Here is a 17,469-nt window from a genome sequence, read left to right on the forward strand (position 1 = left end):
ATGATCGCCTTGACATTGGCCGTCTGCTCGTCGTTGAGGTCGATGTGCGACTGCTTGCCCTGGGTGCCGTGCGGGATCAGCTTCGTGTCGCTCTTGTCGGCCTGCACCACCGCGACCGCCTTGGCGTCCACCACCGGGGTGGTGGCGTGGGCGGCGACGGGGCCGGCGAAGATGCCACCGGCGAAGGCGAGACCGGCAACGGACAGCATGCTCTTACGGATGATCGTGTTCATGGGGGTAGCTCCTTCGGGGGTAGGAAACACCCACAGCCATTCGGGGGAACGGCTCGTGGTGTCAGCACCTCGTCGGGCGCCTCGCACAAAGTTCACGGGGGAAAGTCTGTGACCTGCGGGCCACGGGCCGGGGGCCTCTCGTGGCGCCGGGTCTGTATGTAACGACCGCCGGGCCGGAGTCATTCCGGGGGCGGGCCCATCCGCGAACACCCCAGTGAAGCGGGTGCTGGTGCGGTCGTTCAGAGATCTGTAACCACGGTCGGGCCGGGGTCATTCCGGGGGGCGGGCCCATCCGCGAACACCCGGTGAGGCGGGTGCTGGTGCGGTCGTTCAGAGATCTGTAACCACGGTCGGGCCGGGGTCATTCCGGCCGGGGGCCGGGTGCGGCGGGCCGGCTGAGGGGCCGGCGGTGCTGCGATCGTCAGGGTATGTAACGACGGCGGGCCGGCCCCGATTCCGCCACGGGGATGCCGCCGGTCACAGGTCAGACCACCCCAAATCCGACAACGGTCACCACACCGGGGTGCGCCGCGAGGCGTCAGTCGGCCGCGAACCGGATGATCCACTCGACATCGCCGATATCGGGGTATCCGCGCGCCCGGGACACCCCGACATCACCGATACCGAGTGGATCACCCGAACTTCACGGGGCCTGGGACGCCACAGCGACGGCTTTTCCGCGCGTTCCGGGCGGCGCTCAGCCACCGGCAGGGGTGGGGCCCGCCGTGCCCGGCGCAGGGATCAAGCCTGACCGCCCGGAGCCGGGCACGGCGGGCCCCACCCCACCCACGACGCACCGCAACCATCCGGCACCCAGCATCTGCCACCGCAGCGAGCGTCCCCCGACATGACGGAAGCCCGGGTGCCACAGGAGGGCCGGGGCGGGTCAGGGTGCGAAGGGAGGCCCTAGGGTGGTCAGCGTGGCGACCCTTCTACTTCTGCGACACGGCCGGACGACGGCGAACGCCGACGGCGGCCTGGCTGGCCGGCAACCGGTCGAGCTGGACGACACCGGGCGCGCCCAGGCCGCCGCGGTGGGTGAACGGCTGCGTGCCCTGCCGCTGGCCGCGGTCGTGACCAGTCCGCTGGTGCGCTGCCGACAGACCCTGGAGCTGGCGCTGCCGCAGGCCGCCCCGATGGTCGAGGACGGGCTGATCGAGTGCGGTTACGGCAGCTGGGAGGGCCAGCCGCTGAAGAAACTCGCCAAGGAGCCCCTCTGGCCGGTGGTGCAGCAGCATCCGAGTGCCGCGGTCTTTCCCGAGGGGGAGTCTATGGCGGCCATGGCGGCGCGGGCGGTCGCGGCGGTGCGCTCCTGGGACGCCCGGGTGAGCGCGGAACACGGGCCCGAGACGGTCTGGCTGGCCTGTAGCCACGGCGATGTGATCAAGGCCATCGTGGCGGACGCGCTCGGCGTACACCTTGATCTTTTTCAGCGGATCGTGGCCGACCCGGCGTCGGTGACGGCGATCCGGTACACGCCGCTGCGGCCGTTCCTGCTCCGGCTCAACGACACCGGCGGCGACCTGGCCACGCTGGTGCCCCCGCCGCGCAAGCGTCGGCGCCGGGCCACCAGCCGCGTGGCCGACTCCGACGCCGCGGTCGGCGGCGGCGCGGGCGCGTCCCGGTGACCGCCGGCAGGCCCCGGCGAGCCGAGCGGTCCGGGAGCGGTCGGCCGCCCGCCACGCCCGGCTGTGGCGGGCGTTACGCCGGGCGCGCCGCCCCGGCGGCGATTCGGGTCGGTGGGGTGCGCGATGCCATGGCGGGCCGGATAGGGTCGTGGGTATGACCCACCAGGTGCACGCCTTCGAGCCGCCGGAGCGGTTCGTCGCCGGGACCGTCGGACCGCCGGGGGAGCGCACGTTCTTCCTGCAGGCCCGCGGTGGCGGCCGGCTGGTCAGCGTCGCGCTGGAAAAGGTCCAGGTGTCCCTTCTCGCCGAGAAGCTCGAGGAGCTGCTCACCGAGGCGCAGCGGCGCTTCGGTGTGGACCTGCCCGAGGTGCCGGCGCTGCTGGGCGACAACGAGCCGCTGGACACCCCGGTCGACGAGGAGTTCCGGGTCGGGACCCTCGGGCTGGCCTTCGACGTGGACACCGCGACCGTGGTGATCGAGGCGATCGCCGCCGGTGAGGCGGAGGCCGAGGTCGAGCTGGGCGACGAGGACGACGACGAGGACGACGAGGACGAGGAGCCGGACGAGGACCTCGACCGGCTGCGGGTCCGACTCACCCCGCAGGCCACCCGCCAGTTCATCGAGCGGGCCCGGCGGGTGGTGAACGCGGGCCGGCCACCCTGCCCCCTCTGCGGTCAGCCGTTGGACCCGGCCGGGCATCTCTGCCCGCGCCACAACGGTTACCACCGGTGACCTCGTCCGGCCTCCAGCCCCGCCAGGACGGTGATGCCGCGCTGCGGTTGTTGCGCGACGGTCAGCTCGAGCTGGAGGGGCGGCTGGTCGACGCCTCCAACACCACCCTGCGTGGCATCCTCACCCTCGAGGATGTCTCCGCCCGGTGCGTGTACAAGCCGGTTCGCGGCGAACGCCCGCTCTGGGACTTTCCCGACGGCACCCTCGCGGGCCGGGAGGTCTCCGCGTACCTGGTGTCCCGGGCCACCGGCTGGGACCTGGTGCCGCCCACCGTGCTGCGTGACGGGCCGCTCGGCCCCGGGTCCTGCCAGCTCTGGATCGACGAGCCGGAGGACGCCGAGCCACTGGTCGGGTTCGTGCCCGCGGAGTCCCTGCCGCCGCGCTGGTTCCCGATCGCGGCGGCCCGCGACGACGACGGCACCGCGTACGCGCTGGCGCACGCCGACGACCCGCGACTGGCCCGGCTCGCGGTGCTGGACGCGGTGATCAACAACGCCGACCGTAAGGGCGGCCACGTGCTCGTGGGCGCGGACGACCGGATCTACGGCGTGGATCACGGCGTGAGCTTCCACGTCGAGGGCAAGCTGCGCACGGTGCTCTGGGGCTGGGCCGGCCGGCGGCTGCCGCAGGACGCGGTGGTGATGCTCGACGGGCTGGCCGGGCAGGTCGCCGGGCCGCTCGGCGCGGAGTTGGCCGACCACCTGACGATCAGTGAGATCGCGGAGCTGGCCGCCCGGATCGACGAGCTGCGGCGGACCGGCCGGTTCCCGCAGCCGTCGGAGGACTGGCCGGCGGTGCCCTGGCCGCCCATGTGATCAACTGTCATCTTGATCACCCGTAGGGCCGCCCGAGGCCGTCGGCGGGCTGGCTAGGCTGAGTCCATGGAGTCTTGGGCGGGACACGAGGTGCCACGGCTGCCGGGCAGGGGCAAGGCGCTGGCGTTGTACGACTCGGCGCGGCAGGGTGTGCACCCGAGTGAGCCGGCCGACGCGGCGAGCATGTACGTCTGTGGCATCACCCCGTACGACGCCACCCACCTCGGCCACGCCGCCACCATGATCACCTTCGACCTGGTGCAGCGGGTGTGGCGCGACGCCGGCCGCCCGGTGCGCTACGTGCAGAACGTCACCGACATCGACGACCCGCTGCTGGAGCGGGCCGCCCGCGACGGCGAGGACTGGGTGGTCCTGGCCATGCGCGAGACGGCGCTGTTCCGGGAGGACATGGAGGCGCTGCGGATCATCCCGCCGGCGCACTACGTGGGCGCCGTCGAGTCGATCCCGGACATCGCCGACAAGGTCGAGGTGCTGCTCAAGGACGGCGCCGCGTACCAGCTCGACGACGGCACCGGCGACGTCTACTTCGACGTCTCCGCCGCGCCGCGGTTCGGCTACGAGTCCAACCTGACCCGTGAGCAGATGCTGGAGATCTTCCCGGAGCGCGGCGGCGACCCGGACCGGGCCGGCAAGCGCGACCCGCTCGACCCGCTGCTGTGGCGCGGTGCCCGTGAGGGCGAGCCGTCCTGGCCTGGCGGGAAGCTGGGCGCGGGCCGTCCGGGCTGGCACATCGAGTGCGCGGTGATCGCGCTGAACCTGCTCGGCGATCGGATCGACGTGCAGGGCGGCGGCAACGACCTGCTCTTCCCGCACCACGAGGCGTCCGCGGCGCACGCCGAGCGGCTGACCGGCCAGGCACCGTTCGCCGAGCACTACGTGCACGCCGGCATGATCGGCCTGGACGGCGAGAAGATGTCCAAGTCCCGCGGCAACCTGGTCTTCGTGTCCCGGCTGCGCGCCGACAAGGTCGACCCGATGGCGATCCGGCTGGCGCTGATCTCCGGGCACTACCGCAGCGACCGCACCTGGACCGACGAGCTGCTCACCACCGCCCAGGAGCGCCTGGCCCGCTGGCGGCGCGCCGCGGCCGCGCCCGCCGGGCCGTCCGGGGCCGAGCTGCTGGCCGGGGTACGCGAGCGCCTCGCCGACGACCTCGACTCGCCCGGCGCCCTGGCCGTGGCCGACCGTTGGGCGGACGCGACCCTCGCCGGCGCGGCCGACGACCCCGCCGCGCCCGCCCTCTTCGCCGACACGGTCGACGCCCTCCTCGGCATCCGCCTGTAAGGAAGGGCCCCCTGTTAACGCCTCCGGTAGAGCAGGGGCCCCTTCTTAACGATCGCGTCGCAGCGATCGGGGGCCGTCAGCCGAGCACCAGGCCGGGGTCGGGCTCCGGGTCGGGGACAGGCCCGGGGATGGCGTACTCCTCGGTGAGTGTGGTCATCGGGCCGGGCCAGGTGGCCTGGGCGACCTCGATGGGCTTGCGGTGGCCGTCGTAGGCGACGTGCAGCAGGTGCAGCACCGGGGTGTCGGGGCGGATCTGCAACGTCTCGGCCTCCTCCCGGCTGGGTTGGCGGGCGCTGATCGTGTCGGTCGCCGAGACGTACCGTCGGCCGGTGGCCTCCTCGGCCTCCTGGTAGAGCGGCCGGCCGAAGGCCTCAGCGCGCTCCAGGGAGGTGCCGGCGGTGTCGGTCGGCAGGAACCAGGAGGCACCCACCTCGACCGGTGAGTCGTCGGTGCGCACCAGGTGCCGGCGGCAGAGCAGGTCGGTGCCGTCGGGTACGCCGAACGCGTCGGCGACCTCGGCGGGGGCGGGGGCGCGGCCGACCGAGACGAGCTGCTGGCGGTACCGGGCGGCCAGGTCGGTGTGGTAGCCGCGGAATCCGCCGTACCGGCCGCGGGAGAGCCGGTTGAGTCGGCGCCGGGTGCCCCGGACGTACGTGCCGGAGCCGGGCTTGGTGATCAGGATGCCCTCGACCCGCAGCTGGTCGACGGCGCGTTGCACGGTCTGCTTGGCCACGCCGAACATCTCGGCGATGGCCGGGATGGACGGCAGCCGCTCGCCCGGCCCCCAGTCGCCGCGGCGCACCTGCGCCTTGAGCTGGGCGGCGATCTGCCGATGCGGGAACTCAGCGGCCCCGGGATTGATCTGCACACCCGCCTCCTCGATCACAGCTAGGTTCCTAGGATGCCTTAGCGGGTGTGACGGCGCCACCCCGGACACGCGGACGACACCGACCAGGAACAGCCGGTACGCGAACGGGCCCCGGACACGAGGTCCGGGGCCCGGGCGATGCGGGGGAGGGGCGTTACCAGGAACCGGCGGTCGGGCCGGCCGAGCCGCCCCGGCGGCGCAGGTACTTCTCGAACTCCTGGGCGATCTCGTCACCGGTCAGCGGGGTGATGCCCTCGTCGCCGACCCGCTCCTCCAGCTCGCGGACGTACTCGCCGAGTTCGGCGTCCTGCTCGGCGGCGCTGCGCACCCGCTGCTCCCACTCGGCGGACTCCTCGGCCAGGTCGGCCATCGGCACCGGCAGGTCGAGCACTTCCTCGACCCGGTGCAGCAGCGCGACCGTCGCCTTGGGGCAGGGCGGGTTGTTGGCGTAGTGCGGTACGTGCACCCAGAAGGAGACGGCGTCGACCTCGGCCTTGCTGCAGGCGTCGTGCAGCACCCCGACGATGCCGGTCGGGCCGTCGTAGCGGGTCGGGGTGAGTTGGTAGCGCTGCGCGGCTTCGGCGTCCGAGGCGCTGCCGCTGATCGGCAGCGGGCGGGTGTAGGGCACGTCGGCCAGCAACGCGCCGAGCAGCACCACCCGGTTGACCTCCAGGCTGTGGCAGATCTCCAGCACCTGCTCACAGAAGGTGCGCCAGCGCATGCTCGGCTCGATGCCCCGGATGAGGACGACGTCCCGTTCGGTGCCCTCCGGGCTCGCGACCATGAAGCGGGTCGTCGGCCACTCCACCCGTCGGGTCTCGCCGTCGGCCATGGTGATGGTCGGACGGCTCACCTGGAAGTCGTAGAAATCCTCCGGGTCCAGCTCCGTGACCTGTCGGGCCTGCCAGACCTGCTCCAGGTGCTCGACCGCGGCGGTCGAGGCGTCCGCGGCGTCGTTCCAGCCCTCGAAAGCGGCGATGGCCACCGGAGACCGCAGCACCGGCAGCCCGTCGAACTCGGTCATGCCGTCACCTCACCCTGCTCGTGGCGGCCCGCGCCGGGACCGCGCCCGGTCGTGCGGCCGTGGGGCACGGTGGCGTCCCTGTTGTCCTTCACGTCCGTCAGCCTACGTGCCGGGCTCGGACGCGGCCCGTCGGCCGCGCCGGTCGAGGCACCGACGACCGGTCAAACGGCACCCAACCGGACAGGGTGATCCCGCTGACACAATATGGGAACGGGCGCGGGCGGCGATCGGTGCGCCGCGTGTCGCACTAACCTGAATCCGTGCGGACTTCGTTGCTCGATGTGCTGACCGACCGGATCCTCATCGCCGACGGCGCGATGGGCACCATGCTGCAGGCCGCGGACCTCACCCTCGACGACTTCGACGGTCTCGAGGGGTGCAACGAGATCCTCAACGTCACGCGGCCGGACGTGGTGCGCGGGGTGCACGACGCCTACCTGGCGGCCGGAGCGGACTGCGTGGAGACCAACACGTTCGGCGCCAACCTGGCCAACCTCGCCGAGTACGACATCCCCCACCGGATCCGGGAGCTGTCCGAGGCGGGGGCCCGGATCGCCCGGGAGGCCGCCGACGCGGCGAGCACCCCGCAGCGGCCCCGGTTCGTGCTCGGCTCCATCGGCCCCGGCACCAAGCTGCCCACCCTCGGGCACGCCCCCTACGCGTCATTGCGCGACGCATACCAGGAGAACGCCGCCGGCCTGATCGCCGGCGGCGCGGACGCGCTGATCGTCGAGACCTGCCAGGACCTGCTCCAGGTCAAGGCGGCCGTGGTCGGGTGCAAGCGGGCGATGGCCGAGCTCGACCGCACCGTGCCGATCATCTGCCACGTCGCCGTGGAGACCACCGGCACCATGCTGGTGGGCAGCGAGATCGGCGCGGCTCTCGCGGCCATCGAGCCGCTGGGCGTGGACCTGATCGGGCTCAACTGCTCCACCGGCCCGGCCGAGATGAGTGAGCACCTGCGCTACCTGTCCCAGCACTCCCGCATCCCGCTGTCGGTGATGCCGAACGCCGGCCTGCCGGTGCTGACCGCCGACGGGGCGTACTTCCCGCTGACGCCGGTGGAGTTGGCCGACGCGCTGGAGCGGTTCGTCACCGAGTACGGCGTGTCGCTGATCGGCGGCTGCTGCGGCACCACCCCGGAGCACATCCGGGTGCTCTCCGAGCGGCTGCACGGCGCGTCTGCCGCCGCGCGCGAGCCCCGCCACGAGGCCGGCGTCTCGTCGGTCTACCACCCGGTGCCGTTCGCGCAGGACGCCTCGGTGCTGATGGTGGGGGAGCGGACCAACGCCAACGGTTCCAAGGCGTTCCGGGAGGCCATGCTCGCCGGCGACTGGCGGGCCTGCGTGGAGATCGCCCGCAGCCAGGCCCGCGACGGCTCGCACCTGCTGGACCTCTGCGTGGACTACGTCGGCCGTGACGGCACGCAGGACATGCGCGAGCTCGCCGGCCGGTTCGCCACGGCCTCCACCCTGCCGATCATGCTGGACTCCACCGAGCCGGCGGTGGTCGAGGCGGGCCTGGAGATGCTGGGCGGCCGCTGCGTGGTCAACTCGGTGAACTTCGAGGACGGTGACGGGCCCGACTCCCGGTACGCGAGGGTGATGCCGGTGGTCCGCGAGCACGGCGCGGCCGTGGTGGCGTTGCTCATCGACGAGGAGGGGCAGGCGCGTACCCGGGAGTGGAAGGTCCGGGTGGCGGCGCGGCTCATCGACGACCTGACCGGCCGTTGGGGCATGGACCGCGCGGACATCCTGATCGACGCATTGACCTTCCCGATCGCCACAGGGCAGGAGGAGACCCGCCGCGACGGGCTGGAGACGATCGAGGCGATCCGGGAAATCGCCCGGCGCTACCCGGGGGTCAACTTCACCCTCGGCATCTCGAACATCTCCTTCGGGCTCAACCCGGCGGCCCGGCAGGTGCTCAACTCGGTGTTCCTGCACGAGTGCGTGCAGGCCGGTCTGACCTCGGCGATCGTGCACGCCAGCAAGATCCTGCCGATGTCGAAGATCCCCGACGAGCAGCGCGAGGTCGCACTGGACCTGGTCTACGACCGGCGCCGCCCGGGGTACGACCCGGTGCAGCGCTTCCTTGAGCTGTTCGAGGGCGTCGACGTGACCAGCGCGCGGGCCAGCCGGGCCCAGGAGCTGGCGGCGCTGCCGCTGGACGAGCGGCTCAAGCGGCGGATCATCGACGGCGAGCGCACCGGCCTGGAGGACGACCTGGACGCCGCGATGGCCGGCGGCCGGTCCCCGCTGTCGATCATCAACGACATCCTGTTGGACGGGATGAAGGTGGTCGGTGAGCTGTTCGGCTCCGGGCAGATGCAGCTGCCGTTCGTCCTGCAGTCCGCCGAGGTGATGAAGACCGCGGTGGCGTACCTGGAGCCGCACATGGAGACCACCGAGGACGGCGGCAAGGGCCGCATCGTCCTTGCCACGGTCCGCGGCGACGTGCACGACATCGGCAAGAACCTGGTCGACATCATCCTGTCCAACAACGGCTACGAGGTCGTGAACATCGGCATCAAGCAGCCGATCAGCGCCATCCTCGACGCCGCCGAGCAGCACCGCGCCGACGCGATCGGGATGTCCGGGCTGCTAGTCAAGAGCACCGTCATCATGAAGGAGAACCTCGCCGAGATGGCTTCGCGCGGGGTCGCGGAGCGCTGGCCGGTCCTGCTGGGGGGTGCGGCGCTGACCCGCGCGTACGTCGAGGACGACCTGCGGTCGATGTTCCCCGGGCAGGTGCACTACGCCCGCGACGCGTTCGAGGGTCTGTCGCTGATGGACCGGGTGATGACCGCGAAGCGCGGCGGCGCCCCCGTGGTCGACCCGGAGCGGGAGGCGGCCCTGGCGGCCCGGCGGGCGCGCCGGGAACGGCAGCGCGCGGTGGTCACCGACTCACTGCCGGAGCTGCACGACTCCTCGGTGCGCTCCGACGTGGCCGCCGACGTGGCGGTGCCGACCCCGCCGTTCCTGGGTACGCGGGTGGTCAAGGGCGTGCCGCTGGCCGACTACGCGGCGCTGCTCGACGAGCGGGCCACCTTCCTCGGGCAGTGGGGGCTGCGCGGCGCCCGTGGTGGCGGAGGCCCGTCCTACGAGGAACTGGTGGAGACCGAGGGCCGGCCCCGGCTGCGCTACTGGCTGGACCGGCTGATCGCCGACCAGGTGCTGGAAGCCGCGGTGGTGTACGGCTACTTCCCGGCGTACTCCGAGGGCAACGACCTGGTGGTGCTCGACGAGAACGGGCACGCCGAGCGGGCCCGGTTCTCGTTCCCCCGCCAGCGCCAGGAGCGGCGCCTCTGCCTGGCCGACTTCTTCCGCCCGAAGGGCGACCAGCTCGACGTGGTCGCGTTGCAGTTGGTCACCGTGGGCCAGCCAGTCAGCGAGTACGCGGCGAAGCTGTTCGCCCGCAACGAGTACCGCGACTACCTGGAGGTGCACGGGCTGTCCGTGCAGCTCACCGAGGCCCTCGCGGAGTACTGGCACCGGCGCATCCGTACCGAACTGACCCTGCCCGGCGACCGTACGCTCGCCGACGACGACCCGGCCGACCTGGCCGGCCTGCTGCGCACCGACTACCGGGGCTGCCGCTACGCGTTCGGCTACCCGGCCTGTCCGGACCTGGAGGACCGGGCGAAGATCGTGGAGCTGCTCGGCTCGGAGCGGATCGGGGTGCAGCTGTCCGAGGAGTTCCAGTTGATGCCGGAGCAGGCCACCGACGCCATCGTGGTCCACCACCCGGAGGCGAGCTACTTCAACGCCAAGTAGCCGGCACAGGTGCCCTGACCTGCACCTCAGGTCGGCCGGAGAGCCGTTGAACCAATGTCCGAGCAGCACAGAGCGTCGGTCACCGCGGTTTCCTCCCGAGGGAACTCGGCAGCCAGTACCTCGCCAAGCCCGCGCTCCTCGGCTTCCTGCCAAGCGCAAGAGTGATGAGCCACCAGGGCGGCAATCCGCGCGTTGAAGCGCTGACGGCGCAGCCAGCGGCCACCATCCAACGAGTGGAAGCCGGTATCCACCAGGTCGGGGCTGTAGCCCATATCGTGTAGCCACGCCGACGCTACAAGTACCTCGCGATCCTCGGCCGGAACGGCGGCGCTGATCCTGTCCGCCTTGGCGGCGACCGCCTGGACGTGACTCCATCGACGGGGCAACGGCGTCTCCAACAGGTGTCGCGCAACTTCCCGAGCAGTGTCGACGAGGGCGGCCATGTCGCCAGGGTACGGAGCGAACCAGCCTGCTCGCCATCCCGTGGACAGTGGGCCGACTGGGCGAGGGCGGCCGGGCTGCCGGCGATGCCGGGTCTCAAGACGTCCGTGACAGATCGGTCTCGGGACGTGGGTGACACTTCCGGCTAGCCGGGTCGTGACGGCAGCTCGCGTGGGTGTCGTCGTGCGCGCATCGCGTCAGCTACGGCGACTCCTGCCAGGACGACGACGGCGGCGGTGGCGACGCCTAGCGGCGGCACCAGGATCATCACTGGGGAGATGACGACGAGGACGAGGACCCCGATCGGCCGATCCCAGGACACACGGCGGAACACCGCATACTCGAAGAGGGCACGTCCGGCGAGGAACAGTGCGGGCCCGCCGAGGATCACGGCGATCCAGGTCGGCTGTGTGTGTCCGAACGGGTGCACGATGACAAGCTCGTCGCCGACGGCGATCGCCACGATGCCGGCGATCATGGCGAGGTGGGAGTACACCCCCGGGGTGCCCACGCGGAGTGGGTCAGGGGCGGCTGCCAGGGCCATGTGATACAGTTCACCCGCGCGGTAGATGTAGATCCGCCACAGCAGCACGATCGTGGCGAACGCCACTACGACCGCAGCGCTCCGGTCGGTCTCGAAACCGCCGTTGCCGAAGGCCAGCCCCGTCGCCAGGATCAACTCGCCGAGCGCGATGATGAAGAACTGCCGGTAGCGCTCTCCCAGGTGCTCGCCGGAGATCGCGAACTCCGCTGCACGGACGCGGCCAAACCACGGTGTGGGGTAGCGCAGTGCGATCGCCGTGTACTCCACGGCCAGCGCGAGCGTCCATAGCACGGCACGCGCCGTACCGTGCGCGGCGGCTCCCGCGATCCACGGCACGGCAGATACGCCGAACCAGAAGAGCAGCCGCAGGTAGAAGGGGCGTACCTCGTCGTCACGCACGACGGCCACGATGAACACACTGCGGCCGACCTGAATGGCGACGTATGCACCTGCGAAGAACAGGCCTCGCTCGTGGAACGCCTCCGGGGCGGCGGCGGCCAGCAACAGAGTGCCGAACATCGCCGCGATGACCAGCAGCTGTATCGGCGCTCGTCGCGGGTCGAGTATGTCTGCTGCCCCCGTGGTATGGACCCAGACCCACCAGAGGGCGAGCAGCAACACCAGCGTCTGGAAGGCGCCGCTCCAGGTCAAATGCTCCAGCAGCCCCTGCGAGACCCGGAAGAGCGCGAGGACGAAAACCAGGTCGAAGAACAGTTCCAGGAACGTCGCTCGCTGTGGATCCTCGGGTCTCCGCCGCAGCCCCACTGCACCACCCGTCATCGGCTCGCCCGCTTCTGCCGTTTCTGCCTGTCTTTGACGCAGTCGTACCACGACGCGGACTTCGCCGACGTGGATGTGCCGCGATGGCATTGGCTGAGGTTCGGCAGGCCCTGCTAACTCATGCGCCAGCGGATAGGGGCGTGACGTCCCGCCGGCCGTCGCCGCCGGTTCGCATCTGTTCGTCAACGTGGGGCCCAGGCGCGGGACCGGTGCTACAGGCGGCGGAATGTCACTCAGGTCCTGATACCGATCTGTCACGCAGGACCCGAGACCGGGTTGCCGGGCTGCCGGACTGCCGGCGAAGTGGTTCAAAGTTTCTGTACGTCTTCAAGGCGGCCCGAAACGGGCCGCTCACGCCGCCGCCTGGGCGCGTGCCCGGGCCGTCGCTGTCGCTTTGGCCCGGGACACGCAGGCAGCCCGTCGGCTGGCGTGCAACAGCGGAGTCGGGCCGCGCGGGGACCACAGGGTGGGGGAGTGTTGGGGTGAGGTGGATATGGCCAGGCAGCCGACCGGCACGGCCTGGGCGACGCGGCCGAGCTGCCCGCGTCGGCCCTAGCGCGCGGAGGGGTCGGAGGTTGGTTGCGGTTACTGCGCCTCCGGCGGGGGCTCTCCGGCTCCGGGATGGCCGCGCATCCGCCACCTCGCCCCGGGCAAGCCGAGCAGACCACGCCGACGCCCGCCAGCTTGGGTGCCTAGCGTCAAGGCCGTCTTGACGTGGCGGGCGCCGGCGCGGCCCGCTCCCACGATGGGCGGGTCGAGGGTGACGGGATGGCTTGAAGAGCAGCGCCATGCGCGGTGGTGTCAAATCATGGACACGGTACATCTGATCGGCGTACTTAGATATAGCATGAATAGGTACTTCATCAATCACGCATACCGTGCCGGGTCATTGATCCCTGTGGCCCTTTAATCGATAAGAGCGTGTCCAAGATCTCCGACTTCGCGGCTCGCGTCCCGGACCGGTACTTCACAGCCAGTGCCCTGGTGATCGCCTTGCGGTTGCCAACGTCAACTCCATCCATCAACGTGGCCCCCGAACCTTTGGCCACCAGCAACGACACGCGCAGCCAGGCGGACCTTATAGGTGAGTCAACGCGGGGTCTCGACAATTGCTCGCGAAGAGGCCAACTTGCGGATGGCGGCCTACACTCTTCCGACTCGTAGTAGGAGGAACGGCTATGGCTTGTGGAGTTCAGCAAACAATCACACAGACGTATTGGACGGTCTGCTGGAAGTATATTTTCCCCTATCCCTGCAAGAAGACACGCAAGGTGACCCGCTATCAGTACGACTTCCGCCCCTGGCGTACGAGATTTAGCTGGTCGCCCTTCCGCCGCTCCTTTGAGGGCTGCTGTGGCGGCCAGCTCTTCGCCTGGTCGTACTGGACATGGTCGCCTTTTGGTACGGGCAATGGCCCCTGGGTCGATACCTTGTGGACCTATTTCTCCGATGGCGTGATTGCCTCGAACGAGAAATGCCCATTCCAGGGCGGCGGCGTCCTGGAATGAGGCGACGCCCCTCCCTGGACCCCCGGACGACCCGCATGCAGGCAGGCCGTCCCACCGTTCGCCACCCTCGCGGTCCTAGGCCGTGTCTTCAAAGGTTCATAACCATTGGAGTAGCGCGGCGATGGTGACGGTGGCCTGGTACGAGGTCGCGGTCTTGTCGTAGCGGGTCGCGACGCTGCAGCACTGCTTGAGCCGGTTGAAGCAGCGTTCGACGACGTTGCGCCGCTTGTAGAGCTGCTTGTCGAACACCGGTGGCCGGCCGCCTCGGCTGCCGCGCCGGCGGCGGTTGGCCTGCTGGTCCGCGCGTTCGGGAATCGTGTGCCCGATGCCGCGTCGGCGTAGGTCGGCCCGGATGGCCTTGGAGCTGTAGCCCTTGTCGGCGATGACGTGGTCCGGGCGGACCCGAGGCCGGCCGGGACCGTGACGTTCTATGCGGATGGCGGGGCCATGAGGTGGGTGAAGCGGGTGCAGTCGTTGACGTTGCCGCCGGAGAGCACGAACGCCAGGGTCCGGCCCAGGCCGTCGCAGGCGAGGTGAATCTTGGTGGTCAGTCCACCTCGAGATCGTCAGAGGGCGTGATCTTGTGGTTCGTCCGTTTCTCGGTGCCCCCTTTAGCGCCAGCAGCGTGCTGGTGGGCTCGCACGATGGTCGAGTCGACCGAGACCAGCCAGTCGATGTCCCCGGCCGCGTCCGCGTCGGCCTGCACCCCGGCCAGCATCCGCGCGAACGTCCCGTCCAAGGCCCACCTGCGGAAACGCGTGTAGATCGACTGCCAGGACCCGTAGCGGGCCGGCACGTCCCGCCACGCCGCCCCGGCTCGGATCTTCCACACGATCCCGTTGAGCACCCGCCGATCGTCCGACCGCGGCCTGCCACCGGTCACCGCCGACGGCAAGTACCGCGACAGCGCTTCCCACTCGACGTCAGACAACTCATAGCGACGACCCACGAGCTACATCATCCGACACCAAGATCCTTTGAAGACACCGCCTAGCGCGGCACCGTTCACATCCCCCAGTGCTCACGCTGATCTCGAAACCGTACGCCAGGCGGGCGTTGGTGTCGCCGTTGCGCAGATGGGCCAGGGCGAGCATGGGTGTCTAATTGAGTGACAACCGACATCGACGCCGACGGACGTCTGTGGACGTCGACGGACCGTTTGTACAGCTCAGCGCAGGTAGGAGCGCAAGTCAACCCGCCATGATCGTTCCTTGGGGACGAAGCAGTCACTCGACGAACGTGCCATCCGGATACATGATCTGGTCTCGCACCAGCGGTACGAACGCCAGCCAGGTCCCGTCATCCACGGCCACCGACATGCGGATACGCCCATCGCCGTCATCAAGGGCGTAGCTGACCACGCTGTACCGCTTGCCGTCCTTGCCGACGACCTGGCGTACATCCTTGTCATCGAGCATCGCGCGCCACTCGTCATAGCCGATGCGTTGCCATTCAACCAGGCGCGCATCGGCAAGCCCTGCCGCTATCTCCTTGTCCAGCCCCACGCGCTCAGCCTCTCACCCGGACGACGGTGGCCTCGATCGCGTGCCCGATGCGTGCCCGATGCAGAGGTCAACACTGGCCAAGGCCGGCTGCCCCGAGCGCTAACCTGGACGCTCCGTGTTCCTCAACCGGACGATGCGGTTACCCAGGGTGTAGATCAATCCGATTCCCAAGCTGACAGTCGACACCTTCCAAACTGACGGTCCGTGGCCCATCCTCGGCGAGGCCGAAGGGACGTATGGCCCATCCCTCTGAGCTATGATCTGATCTTCGTGCCCCGAAGCGACGGCCCGCCGTGTGGCTGATGGTCGGCGGCGGGGGGCGCCGGGCGGGCGCGACGGCGGACTCCGGATTGTCGGCCATGATCTACAGGTGCATCATCAACTGGTGCGGGCCGGTACTAGCAAGGAGAGTCGTGACAAACAGGGACAGCCTTATCGCCGGGATCGGTATCGGACTGCTTGCCGCAGCGTTCACGATCAAGGTCTTCGGTCTCTCCTGGCTGGTGGTGAGTGCCGGGGTGTTGCTGGCCATTCTGGGCGGAACCGGCATTCTCTCCAAAAGGTCGTAACTCATCTTCTGGGCGGGGCGGCCGAGAGGCGGGCCGCTTGCTTGGCTTCATCCGCACAACTCATCCGACCATCGGCTTCGGCTGCCTGCGCCAGACGCCTGAGAGCGGCGGTCGGGTGACTAACTGAGTGACGATGAGGACGCACGGCAGCGGACGTGTACGGACGTCAGTGGAGCCCTCCCGCAGCTTATCGACCTTGAATGCGTAGGTCGGCGGACCACGTTCGTTGCCTGGGGGTCAAGGAGTCGGCCTCGCACTGGGGCGCACCGGGCACAATGGATTCGCTCACCAACGCGGATCGACGACAACGACCTCGGCGTCCAGCAAATCGGCTGAGTCCTCGATGATGGCCGCAAACTCGTCCGGCGGGATTCTGGCGACGAAGACCTTGCCCAGATCCTCGAGGAAGGGATGGCTTGCCCGCCAGAACGCGAAGAGGATCACCAGGTCGTCTTCGAGGTAGGCGTACGTGGACACGTTGTCGACGGTTTCGCCCCACTGCATGAACCAGAACTGCTCCCGAAACCCTGTCTCGTCGGCTTGAAGCAGCCGGAAGATCTCCTCCGGAGCGTGGCCGGGGAACGGACAGGGCTTGACGTCACGTCGGCGCACCTGCGCCGCGCTCGACCGCATGGCGCGAGAGAAGAACGGGACAAGGGCTGAGTTGTCATCGGTGGTCAGCCTTTTCCCAGCCATCCACAGGTCGACAACGCGAAGTGAGGGCGGCTGGATCTCGCCCACCTCCACTGCGAAGGTGACCCGGTCGCCGAAGCAGCGTGTCATCAGCCCCGAGGCTAGCAGCGGCACGCCGCCGTACCAGCGACAGGATTACAGCGGGGGTGGCTTCGACAGCAACGGCGACAGCAACCGGGCGGGACGAGGAGGGCCGGCAGCGGGGCAGACGACCGTGTCGGCTTGGGCGAGGATCGCTCCATGGCTGACGCTTCTCATGCTAGACAGTGCTCGATTCAGCACCGCTGGGGAAGCGGCGAGGTCGCCTCGTCGATCGACCAGCTCGCGGATCTGTTGGACGAGCTGGAGGCCGACGACCCCGAGCATCCTGATGTATGGATCAGCGACAACGAGGCTGGGTACGACGTGGCCGCGTTCGCGGGAAGCCGAGGACTTGTGACCTGGGAGGATCACGACGAAGTCCGCGGCCCGCTGCACATGGAAGGCTTCTCGCGGAGAGAGATGCTGGACCTGTTCACGATGGTCTTGCAGGGGCGGACGTCCGAGGTTGATTCCCTGCCCTGGGTGCCGGGATATGGGGCCTAACCGCGACTGCCCTGTTGCCGCCGCCGACAGCAACGTTGACAGCAACGCCGTTGGACGGCAGCACGCTGACGAGCACAGTCACGGACGAAGCTCCGAGCGTGCAGCCGTTGCCGGACGCCTGCGGACGGGATGCACAGAGCTTACAAGCGAGAGGTCTACTCGCGCCCGGGCCGACGAGATGCCGTTGCGGCGGGTCACCACAGCTCATCGAGGGCCGCGATCTGTTTGCGGAGGGTTCGGGCGTCCTGCGGCGGAAGGACAGCAACGGCGACGTCCAGGATCCAGCGCAACTCGGGCGGGTTAGGACAACACTCCATCACCCCACAGCCGGCCGTCGGGTCCCACAAGCGATGCCAGGGGTGGCGCACGAACCATGACCAGGCCCGCAGTGCATCAGACACGGCCTGGTTCCAGAGGCGGGTGCGTTCGAGGTAGGCGATGGCTTTCAAGCCGCGGGCCGAG

General features: G+C 69.7%; 14 protein-coding genes and 4 pseudogenes. 9 read left to right on the forward strand and 9 right to left on the reverse strand.

The window, feature by feature from the left end:
* Positions 1 to 233, reverse strand: a pseudogene (locus tag ACFOW4_RS04855) (hypothetical protein); the annotation flags it as partial.
* 911 nt (positions 234 to 1,144) lie between these two features.
* Here ACFOW4_RS04855 and ACFOW4_RS04860 point away from each other — a divergent pair.
* The 5 genes and pseudogenes from ACFOW4_RS04860 to mshC all read left to right on the forward strand — a co-directional run bounded on the left by ACFOW4_RS04860 (position 1,145) and on the right by mshC (position 4,714).
* Positions 1,145 to 1,861 carry a histidine phosphatase family protein gene (locus ACFOW4_RS04860; RefSeq protein WP_377524907.1) on the forward strand — a complete coding sequence of 239 codons (717 nt, stop codon included), beginning with the start codon at positions 1,145 to 1,147 and terminating at the stop codon, positions 1,859 to 1,861.
* Between the two features lie 154 nt (positions 1,862 to 2,015).
* On the forward strand, positions 2,016 to 2,594 hold the full coding sequence (locus ACFOW4_RS04865; RefSeq protein WP_377524908.1) for a DUF3090 domain-containing protein: 579 nt from the start codon (positions 2,016 to 2,018) through the stop codon (positions 2,592 to 2,594).
* Positions 2,591 to 3,409 carry an SCO1664 family protein gene (locus tag ACFOW4_RS04870; protein ID WP_377524910.1) on the forward strand — a complete coding sequence of 273 codons (819 nt, stop codon included), beginning with the start codon at positions 2,591 to 2,593 and terminating at the stop codon, positions 3,407 to 3,409. The genes ACFOW4_RS04865 and ACFOW4_RS04870 overlap by 4 nt, the downstream gene beginning before the upstream one ends.
* Positions 3,391 to 3,435, forward strand: a pseudogene (locus ACFOW4_RS04875) (hypothetical protein); the annotation flags it as partial. The gene ACFOW4_RS04870 and the pseudogene ACFOW4_RS04875, both read left to right, overlap by 19 nt.
* A gap of 40 nt (positions 3,436 to 3,475) precedes the next feature.
* Complete coding sequence (gene mshC / locus ACFOW4_RS04880; protein WP_377524911.1) at positions 3,476 to 4,714, forward strand: cysteine--1-D-myo-inosityl 2-amino-2-deoxy-alpha-D-glucopyranoside ligase; 1,239 nt, start codon at positions 3,476 to 3,478, stop codon at positions 4,712 to 4,714.
* A gap of 76 nt (positions 4,715 to 4,790) precedes the next feature.
* On the opposite strand, the gene ACFOW4_RS04885 is transcribed toward mshC, so the two are convergent.
* The gene (locus tag ACFOW4_RS04885) at positions 4,791 to 5,582 is read right to left on the reverse strand and encodes a GntR family transcriptional regulator (protein WP_377525206.1); all 792 of its coding nucleotides are present in this window, start codon (positions 5,580 to 5,582) and stop codon (positions 4,791 to 4,793) included.
* 154 nt (positions 5,583 to 5,736) lie between these two features.
* Positions 5,737 to 6,606: a PAC2 family protein gene (locus ACFOW4_RS04890; protein WP_377524914.1), complete on the reverse strand. Its 870-nt coding sequence runs from the start codon at positions 6,604 to 6,606 to the stop codon at positions 5,737 to 5,739.
* 260 nt (positions 6,607 to 6,866) lie between these two features.
* On the opposite strand from ACFOW4_RS04890, the gene metH reads away from it, so the two are divergent.
* On the forward strand, positions 6,867 to 10,382 hold the full coding sequence (metH, locus tag ACFOW4_RS04895) for a methionine synthase (protein ID WP_377524915.1): 3,516 nt from the start codon (positions 6,867 to 6,869) through the stop codon (positions 10,380 to 10,382).
* 26 nt (positions 10,383 to 10,408) lie between these two features.
* On the opposite strand, the gene ACFOW4_RS04900 is transcribed toward metH, so the two are convergent.
* Positions 10,409 to 10,825 (reverse strand): HD domain-containing protein, encoded by a 417-nt coding sequence (locus tag ACFOW4_RS04900; protein ID WP_377524917.1) that lies wholly within the window; start codon positions 10,823 to 10,825, stop codon positions 10,409 to 10,411.
* A gap of 143 nt (positions 10,826 to 10,968) precedes the next feature.
* A complete protein-coding gene (locus ACFOW4_RS04905) occupies positions 10,969 to 12,237 on the reverse strand; it encodes a low temperature requirement protein A (RefSeq protein WP_377524919.1) in 1,269 nt (422 codons plus the stop codon).
* Positions 12,238 to 13,418: 1,181 nt separating this feature from the next.
* Here ACFOW4_RS04905 and ACFOW4_RS04910 point away from each other — a divergent pair.
* Positions 13,419 to 13,655, forward strand: coding sequence for a hypothetical protein (locus ACFOW4_RS04910; protein ID WP_377524921.1), 237 nt, complete (start codon positions 13,419 to 13,421; stop codon positions 13,653 to 13,655).
* A 96-nt stretch (positions 13,656 to 13,751) separates the two neighbouring features.
* Here the strand turns inward: ACFOW4_RS04910 and ACFOW4_RS04915 are convergent.
* The 3 genes and pseudogenes from ACFOW4_RS04915 to ACFOW4_RS04925 form a co-directional block, all read right to left on the reverse strand.
* Positions 13,752 to 14,604: pseudogene (locus ACFOW4_RS04915) on the reverse strand (IS5 family transposase).
* A 67-nt stretch (positions 14,605 to 14,671) separates the two neighbouring features.
* Positions 14,672 to 14,749, reverse strand: a pseudogene (locus ACFOW4_RS04920) (transposase family protein); the annotation flags it as partial.
* Positions 14,750 to 14,881: 132 nt separating this feature from the next.
* Complete coding sequence (locus ACFOW4_RS04925; protein WP_377524922.1) at positions 14,882 to 15,160, reverse strand: hypothetical protein; 279 nt, start codon at positions 15,158 to 15,160, stop codon at positions 14,882 to 14,884.
* Between the two features lie 413 nt (positions 15,161 to 15,573).
* Between ACFOW4_RS04925 and ACFOW4_RS04930 the strand changes: the two genes are divergently transcribed.
* Positions 15,574 to 15,729 (forward strand): hypothetical protein, encoded by a 156-nt coding sequence (locus tag ACFOW4_RS04930; protein WP_377524924.1) that lies wholly within the window; start codon positions 15,574 to 15,576, stop codon positions 15,727 to 15,729.
* A gap of 285 nt (positions 15,730 to 16,014) precedes the next feature.
* Here ACFOW4_RS04930 and ACFOW4_RS04935 read toward each other — a convergent pair whose 3' ends face one another.
* The gene (locus ACFOW4_RS04935; RefSeq protein ID WP_377524926.1) at positions 16,015 to 16,512 is read right to left on the reverse strand and encodes a hypothetical protein; all 498 of its coding nucleotides are present in this window, start codon (positions 16,510 to 16,512) and stop codon (positions 16,015 to 16,017) included.
* Positions 16,513 to 16,662: 150 nt separating this feature from the next.
* Here ACFOW4_RS04935 and ACFOW4_RS04940 point away from each other — a divergent pair, with 150 nt between their 5' ends.
* Positions 16,663 to 17,007, forward strand: a complete 345-nt coding sequence (locus ACFOW4_RS04940) for a hypothetical protein (protein ID WP_377524927.1) — start codon at positions 16,663 to 16,665, stop codon at positions 17,005 to 17,007.
* Positions 17,008 to 17,469 lie beyond the last annotated feature (462 nt).

Origin of the sequence: Micromonospora sp. GCM10011542 (genome assembly GCF_042650685.1) — a bacterium.
GTDB lineage: Bacteria > Actinomycetota > Actinomycetes > Mycobacteriales > Micromonosporaceae > Micromonospora.

Coding starts and splice junctions, on each gene's coding strand:
- ACFOW4_RS04865 (WP_377524908.1), top strand. CDS start 2,016: ATGACCCACCAGGTGCACGCCTTCGAGCCGCCGGAGCGGTTCGTCGCC.
- mshC (WP_377524911.1), top strand. CDS start 3,476: ATGGAGTCTTGGGCGGGACACGAGGTGCCACGGCTGCCGGGCAGGGGC.
- ACFOW4_RS04890 (WP_377524914.1), bottom strand. CDS start 6,606: ATGACCGAGTTCGACGGGCTGCCGGTGCTGCGGTCTCCGGTGGCCATC.
- ACFOW4_RS04900 (WP_377524917.1), bottom strand. CDS start 10,825: ATGGCCGCCCTCGTCGACACTGCTCGGGAAGTTGCGCGACACCTGTTG.
- ACFOW4_RS04905 (WP_377524919.1), bottom strand. CDS start 12,237: ATGCCATCGCGGCACATCCACGTCGGCGAAGTCCGCGTCGTGGTACGA.
- ACFOW4_RS04935 (WP_377524926.1), bottom strand. CDS start 16,512: ATGACACGCTGCTTCGGCGACCGGGTCACCTTCGCAGTGGAGGTGGGC.
- ACFOW4_RS04940 (WP_377524927.1), top strand. CDS start 16,663: ATGGCTGACGCTTCTCATGCTAGACAGTGCTCGATTCAGCACCGCTGG.